Origin of the sequence: Bacteroides sp. 14(A) (assembly GCF_000526555.1) — a bacterium.
GTDB lineage: Bacteria > Bacteroidota > Bacteroidia > Bacteroidales > Bacteroidaceae > Bacteroides > Bacteroides cellulosilyticus.
This window is the reverse complement of record NZ_JAGH01000001.1, coordinates 1214104-1226059: the sequence shown is the minus strand read 5'-3', so window position 1 is coordinate 1226059 and position 11956 is coordinate 1214104. Positions and strand designations below refer to the sequence as shown.

Sequence of the window (11956 nt, the reverse complement as noted above, 5' to 3'; positions counted from 1 at the left end):
GACAGACCTTATTATTTAGATAAAAACTCTGTAATTACCTGCAAAGCTTCTGCCTTTGCCTTCTCCAAATCATCATTTACAATGACTTTGTCGAACTTAGGGGCAAACGTCAGTTCGTATTCCGCCTTGGCAACGCGGGCTTCTATCACTTCGAAGGCATCCGTTCCACGTCCTACCAGACGTTTACGAAGTTCCTCTACCGAAGGAGGCTGAATGAACACAGACAGAGCACGATCGCCATAAAACTTCTTTATATTGCAACCACCTACAACGTCCACATCAAAAACCACATTTTGTCCGGCAGCCAACTGAGCTTCTACCTGAGACTTCAATGTACCATAGTAACGGTCTTTGTACACTTCTTCATATTCCAGAAACTCGTCATTGGCAATGCGGGTACGGAATTCTTCGGGAGAAAGAAAGAAGTACTCCACTCCATGTTGTTCTGTTCCGCGTGGCGGACGACTGGTAGCAGAACAAGAAAAAGCCAGATTCAGGTTCTGCTCCAGCAAATAGTTGATAATGGTTGATTTCCCTGCCCCTGAAGGGGCTGAGAATATAATAAGTTTAGCCATATTGAAATAGTAATTACATCACGTTCAATACCTGTTCTTTGATTTGTTCCAGCTCATCCTTCATCTGCACTACAATCTTCTGCATCTCAGCATGATTGGACTTGCTTCCCAACGTATTGATTTCACGTCCCATTTCTTGGGCAATGAAACCCAACTTCTTACCTTGTCCGCTTCCATCCTCCATAGTATTGATGAAGTATTTCAAGTGGTTGCTCAGACGTTGTTTTTCTTCGTTGATATCCAGTTTCTCAATGTAATAGATGAGTTCCTGCTCCAGACGGTTCTTGTCATAGTCCACACTGATGGTCTTTTCCAAAGCATCCGTGATGCGTTCTTTGATTTTCTCTACACGCTCTTTTTCGTACGGATCAACAGAAGTCAGCAACTTGGCAATATTAGAAATCTTTTCGCGGAACTTCTTCTCTAAAGCCGCGCCTTCCTGGATACGGAAATCAACCAGATTTTGGATAGCCTGAAGCACAGTGGCATGAACAGCTTTCCATTCTTCCTCGCTCAGTTCCTGAATATCGTTCTTGGTCATCACGTCCGGCATGCGGAGCAAAGTAGAGAACCAGTCTTCGGGTGCAGGGATACCGGTAGTTTCGGAGATGGTGCGAATCCGTTCGTAATACGCCACTACCACATCCTGGTTAATGGGAGTAATAAGTTCACAGGCATCTTTTTTATCAATCCACAGACTGAAATCCACTTTACCACGTTCCAGTGCCTTAGCAATTTCGTTACGGATTTCTATTTCTTTTTCCCGGTAGAGGGGAGCGATGCGGGTTGACAGATCCATCGCTTTACTATTGAGCGATTTGATTTCTACATTGATTTTCTTATCGGACAGTTCAGCGGTCGCTTTACCGTATCCGGTCATGGATTGTATCATAAGATTCTTTAGTTTTCCGCAAAATTACATGAATATTTTCATTAGTGAAAATTATTCAAGAAATAAGTGATGTGTTTATCGCTTACTCTTTACTCCAAATACGTGTGTTCAAGTTTAGTTCATCTACAATTTCCAGCAAGGATTGAAGCACTGCAAAGTCCGATCTAAGGATGCTCATATCGTTCAAAGAACTCCACACATCTGCTTCAAACCGGTTCTTTGAATCCGGAATGGCGACCAGAATCGTAGAATTCCGGAAACTGATGGTAATTCCTTTCTTAAAATTGCTGTCCAACTTCAACATTCTTTCCATCATGGAAGGGGTAATCAGATAGCGGGCTTCAATCTGGTTCGTGGAAAAGACATCAAAGACTTTTTCAAAATCGGGATTTTCCATTTTCACTCTTGAAGCTCCCATCTTAATTTTGAAAAAGCTGTCCCGCAAAACGGTCGTTTCTCCCTGAAATTCTTTATGAAAGTCAGCAATGAAAAGAAATCCTTTGAAAATATCTTCCCAATAATACTGCACTCCATTCTTGGTAGAACGAGCTCTGCGCTCTTCAGCATGTACCTCGGAACAGATAAAGCTGGTTTTATCCAGACATCCTTCTATCAAATCTTCGGCATGATAACGGTCGGGAGAAGTAAACAGTCCGCTATTTCTAAAAAGATCCTCACTCACTCCGTCATTCGGAGAATAGGTCGCATTCGGACAAAAGGCATGGATTATTTCATCTACCACTTCTTCTTTATAAAAAGAGGAGAATATTTTCGATTTATTATTGATACAAGTAATAAAAATGATTACAGAAATAACAACAATAACAATCGGACCAAAGATCCCTTCCAATTTAAGTATTAACAAAGCGATCACTCCTACTACCAGAAAAATAGCAGCATAAATCAAACCCTCCGAACGCCCTTTCCTCAGAAGTTCCTTACGTTTATTTTCCAGAACTTGCAATGTGGGGGCCAGCTTCTGCGCCAGAGAGTCAAAATCTACATAATCCATTGCCAGCTATTTTATGAATTGAATAAGTTCTTTACATCCGGAGTTGCACGTTCTGCTTCCGGAATTGTCAGTACCGCTTTTCTTGTAAAGCCAAACATACCAGCCAACAGGTTTGTAGGGAAAGTCTGGACGGCATTATTGTAATCGGTTACAGAGGCATTGTAAGTGCGGCGGGCAGCAGCCAACTGTTCTTCCGTTTCATTGAGCGAACGCTGCAATTGCAGGAAATTTTCAGAAGCTTTTAGTTCGGGATAGTTCTCCGCCACTGCAAAGAATTGAGTACGCACTTTAGAAAACATTTTGTCAAAGTCCGCCTTTTCGCTGTCATTAAGAGAAGCATAAGTCTTGTTGCGCATTTCCGTTATTGCAGCAAATGTATCAGCTTCATGCTTGGCATATTGCTGAACGGTTGCAACCAGATTGGGGATCAAATCGAAGCGGCGTTTCAACATGACATCGATAGTGGAAAAAGCATTTTCTATCTGATTTCTCTTTCTCACCAATGAGTTGTACATCGAAATCACCACCAAAATAAAAAGTACAATAATAATAGCTACGATCATAATTACAGATACAACGACCTCCTTGTGCCGGTTATTTTATGTTAACGAATTCAGTATTTATTCCTAAAATCAGATAGCAAAGATAGAAATAATCTAAAAACCTGCCAATAATGCCGTAAGAAAGATACCGAACCCTTTTGGGATTCGCTTGTGTATCTGAAAATAAACCTGTAAATTTGCCACAATTAAACTAACAAAAGACTATGTCGTGTATCTTGCATATTGAAACGTCCACCTCGGCATGCTCCGTTGCTGTGAGTGAAGATGGACAAAATGTATTTAACAAAGAAGATCTGAACGGCCCGTCTCATGCCGCTCTGCTAGGAGTATTTATAGACGAAGCTCTGTCGTTTGCCGACAGTCATGCCATGCCGATTGATGCAGTAGCAGTGAGTTGTGGACCGGGTTCTTACACAGGGCTACGTATCGGTGTATCTATGGCGAAAGGAGTTTGCTACGGACGTAATATTCCGCTGATCGGTCTTCCGACATTGAAGGTACAATGCGTGCCGGTATTGCTTTATCATGATGAATTGCCCGAAGACGCATTGCTATGCCCAATGATCGATGCACGCCGCATGGAGGTATATGCTGCCATCTACGACCGCGCCCTGAAACCTGTGCGCGACATAGCCGCTGACATTGTAGACGAAAACTCTTATACGGAATTTCTGGATCAACATCCCGTTTATTTCTTTGGAGACGGGGCAGCCAAGTGCAAAGATAAAATAACTCATCCCAATGCGCACTTCATTGACGATATTCGTCCATTGGCAAAAATGATGTTCCCACTTGCTGAAAAAGCAATAGCCGAAAACGACTTTAAGGATGTAGCTTATTTTGAACCATTCTACCTGAAAGAGTTTGTAGCTTCCCAACCGAAAAAACTTTTATAATATATGCAATATAACACTCAACAAAAACGGATGCCTTTGCCGGAATACGGACGCAGCATCCAAAACATGGTTGACCACGCGTTGACAATCGAAGACCGCGCTGAACGCCAACGTTGCGCAAACACCATTATCAACATCATGGGTAATATGTTCCCACATCTGCGTGATGTACCCGATTTTAAACATAAATTATGGGATCATCTGGCTATCATGTCTGACTTCAAACTGGACATTGATTATCCTTATGAAATTATCCGCAAAGATAATTTGAATACCCGTCCGGAAGTGATCCCCTATCCCAGTACAAAAATTCGTTACCGCCACTACGGCCGTACACTGGAAGTATTGATAAAGAAAGCAATTGACTTCCCCGAAGGAGATGAAAAGCAAAACCTGATAGCCCTGATCTGCAACCACATGAAGAAAGACTACATGACCTGGAACAAGGATACGGTAGACGACCGCAAAATTGCAGAAGATCTTAATGAATATTCGGGTGGCAAATTGCAGATGACGGATGACATCATCAAACTGATGGCTGAACGTATCAATCAGAACTACCGTCCGAAAGTAAACAATCAGAATAACCGGAGAGATAACCGGAATAATAAGAGAAAGTACTAATAGATTTATGATTTCAGATTTATGATTTATAAGCGGCAGATCCGTTCATAAATCATAAATTATAAATCATAAGTCATAAATCCCAATTTATGGCATCATTCGTAATTGAAGGAGGACACAGATTATCCGGCGAGATCCATCCGCAAGGCGCAAAAAACGAGGTATTGCAGATTATCTGCGCCACGCTGCTGACAGCCGAAGAGGTGACCGTACATAATATTCCGGACATACTGGACGTCAACAATCTCATTCAACTGATGCGTGATATGGGCGTTACGGTATCCAGAAAAGGGCTTGATACGTATTGTTTCAAAGCTGAAAAGCTGGATTTGAGTTATCTGGAAAGTGATGAATTCCTGAAGAAATGTTCCAGTCTGCGAGGTTCGGTTATGTTAATCGGCCCGATGGTGGCACGCTTTCATAAAGCGATGATATCAAAACCGGGTGGTGACAAGATAGGACGCAGACGTCTGGATACTCACTTTATCGGTATACAGAATCTGGGTGCAGATTTTTCGTACAACGCAGAACGCGAAGCGTATGAGATTTCAGCTTGCGAACTGAAAGGCACCTACATGTTGCTGGACGAAGCTTCAGTAACCGGAACTGCCAACATCGTGATGGCGGCGGTACTGGCCAAAGGAACAACCACTATTTACAATGCTGCCTGCGAACCGTATCTGCAACAACTTTGCAAGATGCTGAACCGTATGGGCGCCAAGATACAAGGCATTGCCTCCAATCTGCTGACCATTGAAGGAGTGGACGAACTGCACGGTACCGAACATACGATACTTCCCGATATGATCGAAGTCGGCAGTTTTATCGGTATGGCAGCCATGACGCAAAGTGAGCTCACCATCAAGAATGTTTCTTATGAAAACCTGGGCATCATCCCTGAAAGTTTCCGCCGTCTGGGCATCAAACTGGAACAACGGGGAGATGATATCTATGTTCCTGCACAGGAAACATATCAGATAGAGTCGTTCATAGATGGTTCTATCATGACTATTGCCGATGCTCCCTGGCCGGGACTGACGCCGGACTTGCTGAGTGTAATGCTCGTAGTTGCCACTCAGGCAAAAGGCAGCGTGCTTATCCATCAGAAGATGTTCGAGAGCCGCCTGTTCTTCGTGGACAAACTGATAGATATGGGAGCACAGATTATTCTTTGTGACCCTCACCGTGCCGTTGTCATTGGTCATAACCATGCCATGCGTCTGCGAGGCGGAAATATGACTTCACCTGATATTCGTGCCGGTATTGCATTGCTGATTGCCGCCATGAGTGCGGAAGGAAGCAGTCGTATCCACAACATTGAACAAATCGACCGGGGGTATCAGGATATTGAAAGACGCCTGAATGCTATCGGAGCAAGAATTACGAGAATATGATATGGGATGGTGGAAGATGATTAAGAATGGTAGGATGATAAGATGATAAAAAGAGAAGATGTATATAAGATAGGAGTATTCAACAAACCGCACGGCATTCACGGCGAGTTGTCATTCACATTTACCGATGACATTTTTGACCGGGTGGAAGCTGAATACCTAATCTGCCTGTTGGATGGTATTTTCGTACCTTTCTTCCTGGAAGAATACCGTTTCCGTTCCGACTCCACTGCATTAGTAAAGCTGGAAGGGGTAGACACGGCAGAACGTGCGCGGATGTTCACCAACGTGGAAGTTTATTTTCCCGCCAAACATGCCGAAGATGCCGGACCGGGAGAACTGACCTGGGATTTCTTCGTAGGTTTCCGCGTGGAAGAAGTTAACCACGGAGACTTGGGAGAAGTGACAGAGGTGGATACTACAACCATCAACACCTTGTTTGTAGTTGATCATCAGGGAGAAGAGTTACTGATTCCTGCACAAGAAGAATTCATCCAGAACATTGACCAAAAGCACAAAGTAATTACTATGGATTTACCCGAAGGATTGCTGGCTTTGGATGAAACAGAGGAAGTGTAAACAAGTGATTAGTGATAGAGTGATAAGTGATTAGCGCGTATGGTGAAAAAGAAACGACATAAAGCATTCTGGAGTAATATCAAATTCAAATATAAGCTGACTATCATCAACGAGAATACACTCGAAGAAGTAGTCGGTCTCCGTGTATCCAAGTTAAACGGCATCTCGGTATTACTTTCTGTGCTGACTGTTTTGTTTCTGGTTGCCTCAGTTATCATTGCTTTCACTCCGTTGCGTAACTACTTGCCGGGATATATGAACAGTGAGATCCGTGCCCAAGTGGTAGAGAATGCTTTACGAGTAGATTCACTTCAACAGTTGGTAGATCGCCAGAATTTGTATATCATGAATATACAGGATATTTTCAGTGGAACCATACGTGTAGATACTGTGCACAATATGGACTCACTGACTACTGTACGCGAAGATTCGTTGATGGAACGCACACAGCGGGAAGCGGAGTTCCGGAAACAATATGAAGAAACAGAAAAATATAATCTGACAAGCATTACAGCCCGCCCGGACATAGAAGGATTGATATTTTATCGTCCCACGCGAGGCATGATTACAGAAAAATTTGATGCTGACAGAAAACATTACGGTACGGATATCGCCGCCAATCCCGGAGAGAGCGTACTTGCTACGCTGGATGGTACAGTTATCTTGAGTACTTATACGGCCGAAACAGGATATGTGATAGAAGTACAACATAATCAAGACTTTATATCCGTATATAAGCATTGCAGTTCCTTATTGAAACGTGAAGGAGACACTGTACAGGCCGGAGAGGCTATTGCTTTGGTAGGAAACAGCGGACAACTGACAACCGGTCCTCACCTGCACTTTGAGTTATGGCACAAAGGACGGGCGGTGAATCCGGAACAATATATTGTATTTTAAGTGATAGATAAATGAAAAAACAAATTGCTATACTCGGTTCTACCGGCTCCATAGGTACGCAGGCATTACAGGTGATTGAAGAACAATCCGACCAGTACGAAGCGTATGTGCTGACCGCCAACAACCGTGTAGAAGAACTCATTGCCCAGGCTCGGAAATTCAAGCCTGAAGCGGTAGTTATAGCCAATGAAACGAAATATGCCCAACTGAAAGAAGCCCTCGCCGACCTGCCTATCAAAGTATATGCAGGAACGGATGCTATCTGCCAGATTGTGGAAGACTCGGAAATTGACATCGTACTGACTGCGATGGTAGGTTATGCCGGACTGAAACCAACCATGAATGCTATTCGTGCCCGTAAACCCATCGCTCTTGCCAACAAGGAGACGCTTGTTGTGGCAGGTGAGCTGATTAACGATATGGCACGCCTATCCGGTACACCTATATTACCGGTAGATTCCGAACATTCAGCCGTTTTCCAATGTTTAGCGGGGGAACTCGGCAATCCGATAGAGAAGGTGATCCTTACGGCATCCGGTGGTCCGTTCCGCAATTGCACAATGGAACAACTGGCTACGGTAACCAAAGCCCAAGCCCTGAAACATCCTAATTGGGATATGGGGGCGAAGATCACGATTGATTCCGCTTCAATGATGAACAAAGGGTTCGAGGTAATAGAAGCAAAATGGTTATTCGGTGTACGTCCGGATCAGATTGAAGTGGTAGTACATCCGCAATCTATTATACATTCGATGGTGCAGTTTGAAGACGGTGCAGTTAAGGCACAATTGGGTATGCCGGATATGCGTCTGCCTATTCAGTATGCATTCTCTTATCCGCAACGCCTGAAGGCTTCATTTCCCCGGTTGGATTTCAAAATGTGCACAAACCTGACATTCGAACAACCGGATACTACCCGTTTCCGTAATCTGGCTTTGGCTTACGAAGCTTTGCATAAAGGTGGAAATATGCCTTGTATCGTGAATGCAGCCAATGAAGTGGTAGTTGCCGCTTTCCTACGGGATGAGATTTCATTCCTCGGCATGAGTGATGTGATAGAGAAAGCAATGTCTATCGTATCGTTTGTGGCAAAACCGGAATATGAAGACTATGCAGCTACGGATGCGATGACACGCCGTATTGCACAAGAGTTGATAAAATAAAAATAGTACAGGTATTAGAGTATCTCAACTCCCTTCTTCCTCGGAGGAGAATAAGAATAGTAAATAGTAGTTAATAGTAAAATAGAAAAATTATTAGATGGAAACATTTTTGATTCGTGCCCTGCAACTCATTATGAGCCTTTCGTTGCTCGTTATCGTTCATGAGGGAGGGCACTTCCTCTTCGCCCGTCTTTTCAAGACACGGGTAGAAAAGTTTTGTTTGTTCTTCGACCCTTGGTTTACCCTGTTCAAGTTCAAGCCGAAAAATAGTGATACGGAATATGGTATTGGTTGGCTGCCGTTAGGTGGTTATGTAAAGATAGCAGGTATGATAGATGAGTCTATGGATACCGAACAGATGCAACAGCCAATGCAACCGTGGGAGTTCCGGGCCAAACCGGCATGGCAACGGTTGTTAATCATGGTAGGTGGTGTATTGTTCAATTTCATATTGGCATTATTCATCTATTCTATGATACTTTTTACTTGGGGAGATGAATACGTACCGGTACAAAAAGCCCCGTTGGGTATGGAATTCAACGAAACGGCAAAAGCTATCGGTTTCCGTGACGGTGACGTACTGATATCTGCTGATGGTGTACCCTTTGAACGTTACGGTGGTGACATGCTGACAAGCGTTGTCGATGCCCGCCAGGTAACAGTACGCCGCGATGGAGAAGATGTATCCGTTTATATTCCTGAGAATTTTATGGAGCGTCTGCTGGCAGATAGCGTACGTTTTGCCTCATTCCGCTATCCGTATGTTATTGATAGTATTTGTGCCAACCGTCCTGCTGCCCTTGCCGGCCTGCAAGCGGGTGACAGTATTATGCAATTGGACGGAAAGAACATTGCTTATTTCGATTTTAAAGAAGAGATGTTACGCCGTCAGAAAGCGGATTCAGCTTCTCATTATATCACATTGACTTATGCACGTGCCGGAGTGATAGATACTATAACTTTTGCTACAGATTCAATCTATGAGATAGGTGTAGTAGTACGTACGGCAACCAATCAGTTACTGCCGGTTGTAAAGAAAGAATATAGTTTTCTGGCCTCTTTCCCCGCTGGTGCAGCATTGGGAGTACAAACTCTGAAAGGCTATGTAGGACAGATGAAATATCTCTTCTCTAAAGAAGGCGCCAAGCAATTGGGTGGCTTCGGAACTATCGGAAGCATCTTCCCTGCTACATGGGATTGGCATCAGTTCTGGTACATGACAGCATTCCTTTCTATTATCCTCGCCTTCATGAATATTCTGCCTATTCCGGCACTGGATGGCGGGCATGTACTATTCCTTATTTATGAGATTGTGGCTCGTCGCAAACCAAGTGATAAGTTTATGGAACGTGCGCAAATGGTGGGTATGTTCCTGTTATTTGGATTGCTGCTTTGGGCAAACTTTAATGATATTCTGCGGTTCCTGTTCTAACGCAGGTTCTACTTTATAAAAACAAATAGACCATCTATTCGAAGTGAGTAGATGGTCTATTTATCATATGAAATATCTATCGTATTTTCTTACACTAAGTGTCCGATCCACTCTTCACGATCTCCCGGCAAAAGATCAATAACCGGAACCTCTACCATGGTGTAACAACCTGGTTGTTGACGCATGGAAGCGCGAGCTACACAAACCAATACCTGAGCAGTAAGTGCAGGATTATTAATGCGCATATTGAACTCAAACAATTGATTCTGAGTTTTACCGGAAACACCTTTACGAGTGAGGTTTACACCATGTCCCATATCAAGCAAAGTATCTACGCTGGGAACTAATTTCACATGTGTCTCGTCATTTACAAAGTATGGATCTGCCTTGATGGCAGCAGATACTTTATCAAACTCATAACCGTCTTTCAATTCGATATAAACCATACGGCGGTGAATACCTGTTCCGGTAGGAATAGTCATGGAAAGAGCAGCCTTTACACCATCAATAGCTTTTACAGCTACTGTATGTCCCATACTCATTCCAGGACCAAAGTTTGTATAAGTAATTCCTTTCGGAGCAATAGCTTCCAACAGGGTACGTACGATAGAATCGCTTCCTGGATCCCAACCTGCAGAAATAATAGAAACTGCATTATGTTCTTTTGCAGAAGCAGACAGTGTGCGACGCAAATCTACAATACCGGTATGAATATCGAAGCTGTCAACCGTATTGATGCCAAGTGCAAGGATTTCTTTGGCATAAGTCTCTACACTGCGGGTCGGTGTACAAAGAATTGCAACATCAACGCCTTCCAATTCCTTGATATTCTTTACAACAGGGTATTCACTCAGTTCTGCGGGACGGTTTTCAGCTCCAGCTCGGCGTACTACACCGACAATTTCAAAGTCGGGAGCCGCTTGCAACGCTTCGAGCACGTATTGCCCGATATTGCCATAGCCAACAATGGCTGCTCTTACTTTTTTCATTCTTTTATTGAATTTATTTATCAGTTTTCTATTTTATCGGCACAAAAGTAATCATTTTCATTCAATTTAACCACAAAACGATTCAGTGTTCCACAGAGTTTTTTCTTTATTAAGACTTCTTTCAAACTTATGTACCTTCAATGACTTATCACTCTAAAACAATTTCCAAAGGAAAAAGTTCCCTGAAACTCTTCTGAGTCTGTAATGAAGAAACACAATATTCCTCGCTCGCGCGCGTTATAGTAAGTATTATGATAGAATACATCAGAGGCGGACTTGCCGAGCTCAGCCCGGCAACCGCAGTTATCGACTGTAACGGATTGGGATATGCCGTTAATATTTCATTAAATACGTATGCTGCCATCCAAGGCAAAAAAGAGTGTAAACTGTATATCTATGAGGCTATACGTGAGGATGCATATGTACTCTACGGCTTTGTAGATAAACAAGAGCGTGAATTATTCTTGTTGCTGATTTCCGTTTCGGGCATTGGCGGTAATACTGCACGAATGATACTTTCAGCACTTTCACCGGCAGAACTGGTGAATGTTATCAGTACTGAAAATGCCAATTTACTGAAGACAGTGAAAGGTATCGGATTAAAAACAGCCCAACGGGTGATTGTGGATTTGAAAGATAAAATCAAGACAGGTGCTGCAAGCGCAGGAAGTACGATAGGAAGTCTCGGCGGAATGTTATCTGCTGCTAATGCACAGGTGCAGGAAGAAGCCATTGCTGCATTGACAATGTTGGGATTTGCACAAGCACCATCACAAAAGGTAGTTTTGGCAATATTGAAAGAAGAACCGGATGCACCGGTGGAGCAGGTTATTAAGTTGGCGCTGAAAAGACTTTAGTAAATGATGATTTAGGGGAGAATAACCTATATTTTTTATATGTAATTTTTACTTCCTTTCTTTCTTGTCTTGTCACTTTC

General features: G+C 43.1%; 13 protein-coding genes. 8 read left to right on the top strand and 5 right to left on the bottom strand.

The window, feature by feature from the left end:
* Positions 1 to 11 precede the first annotated feature (11 nt).
* The 4 genes from gmk to K429_RS0104385 all read right to left on the bottom strand — a co-directional run bounded on the left by gmk (position 12) and on the right by K429_RS0104385 (position 3042).
* Entirely contained in the window at positions 12 to 575 is a 564-nt protein-coding gene (gene gmk, locus K429_RS0104400; RefSeq protein ID WP_025726161.1) for a guanylate kinase, read from the bottom strand.
* A 13-nt stretch (positions 576 to 588) separates the two neighbouring features.
* Positions 589 to 1467 carry a YicC/YloC family endoribonuclease gene (locus K429_RS0104395; RefSeq protein WP_007214898.1) on the bottom strand — a complete coding sequence of 293 codons (879 nt, stop codon included), beginning with the start codon at positions 1465 to 1467 and terminating at the stop codon, positions 589 to 591.
* Positions 1468 to 1549: 82 nt separating this feature from the next.
* A complete protein-coding gene (locus K429_RS0104390) occupies positions 1550 to 2479 on the bottom strand; it encodes a DUF3137 domain-containing protein (protein WP_025726160.1) in 930 nt (309 codons plus the stop codon).
* An 11-nt stretch (positions 2480 to 2490) separates the two neighbouring features.
* Positions 2491 to 3042: a LemA family protein gene (locus K429_RS0104385; protein ID WP_025726159.1), complete on the bottom strand. Its 552-nt coding sequence runs from the start codon at positions 3040 to 3042 to the stop codon at positions 2491 to 2493.
* A 203-nt stretch (positions 3043 to 3245) separates the two neighbouring features.
* Between K429_RS0104385 and tsaB the strand changes: the two genes are divergently transcribed.
* The 7 genes from tsaB to rseP all read left to right on the top strand — a co-directional run bounded on the left by tsaB (position 3246) and on the right by rseP (position 10030).
* Positions 3246 to 3938 (top strand): tRNA (adenosine(37)-N6)-threonylcarbamoyltransferase complex dimerization subunit type 1 TsaB, encoded by a 693-nt coding sequence (gene tsaB / locus K429_RS0104380; protein WP_022210863.1) that lies wholly within the window; start codon positions 3246 to 3248, stop codon positions 3936 to 3938.
* Between the two features lie 3 nt (positions 3939 to 3941).
* Positions 3942 to 4562, top strand: coding sequence for a DUF4290 domain-containing protein (locus tag K429_RS0104375; RefSeq protein ID WP_007214902.1), 621 nt, complete (start codon positions 3942 to 3944; stop codon positions 4560 to 4562).
* Positions 4563 to 4651: 89 nt separating this feature from the next.
* A complete protein-coding gene (murA, locus tag K429_RS0104370) occupies positions 4652 to 5956 on the top strand; it encodes a UDP-N-acetylglucosamine 1-carboxyvinyltransferase (protein WP_007214903.1) in 1305 nt (434 codons plus the stop codon).
* 42 nt (positions 5957 to 5998) lie between these two features.
* Complete coding sequence (gene rimM / locus K429_RS0104365; RefSeq protein WP_025726158.1) at positions 5999 to 6535, top strand: ribosome maturation factor RimM; 537 nt, start codon at positions 5999 to 6001, stop codon at positions 6533 to 6535.
* Between the two features lie 39 nt (positions 6536 to 6574).
* Positions 6575 to 7435 (top strand): M23 family metallopeptidase, encoded by an 861-nt coding sequence (locus K429_RS0104360; RefSeq protein WP_007667822.1) that lies wholly within the window; start codon positions 6575 to 6577, stop codon positions 7433 to 7435.
* A gap of 11 nt (positions 7436 to 7446) precedes the next feature.
* On the top strand, positions 7447 to 8598 hold the full coding sequence (locus tag K429_RS0104355) for a 1-deoxy-D-xylulose-5-phosphate reductoisomerase (RefSeq protein ID WP_025726157.1): 1152 nt from the start codon (positions 7447 to 7449) through the stop codon (positions 8596 to 8598).
* 97 nt (positions 8599 to 8695) lie between these two features.
* On the top strand, positions 8696 to 10030 hold the full coding sequence (gene rseP, locus K429_RS0104350) for an RIP metalloprotease RseP (protein WP_025726156.1): 1335 nt from the start codon (positions 8696 to 8698) through the stop codon (positions 10028 to 10030).
* An 89-nt stretch (positions 10031 to 10119) separates the two neighbouring features.
* Here rseP and K429_RS0104345 read toward each other — a convergent pair whose 3' ends face one another.
* Positions 10120 to 11019, bottom strand: coding sequence for a diaminopimelate dehydrogenase (locus K429_RS0104345; RefSeq protein ID WP_025726155.1), 900 nt, complete (start codon positions 11017 to 11019; stop codon positions 10120 to 10122).
* Between the two features lie 251 nt (positions 11020 to 11270).
* Between K429_RS0104345 and ruvA the strand changes: the two genes are divergently transcribed.
* Positions 11271 to 11876 carry a Holliday junction branch migration protein RuvA gene (gene ruvA, locus K429_RS0104340; protein ID WP_025726154.1) on the top strand — a complete coding sequence of 202 codons (606 nt, stop codon included), beginning with the start codon at positions 11271 to 11273 and terminating at the stop codon, positions 11874 to 11876.
* The last annotated feature ends 80 nt before the right edge of the window (positions 11877 to 11956 follow it).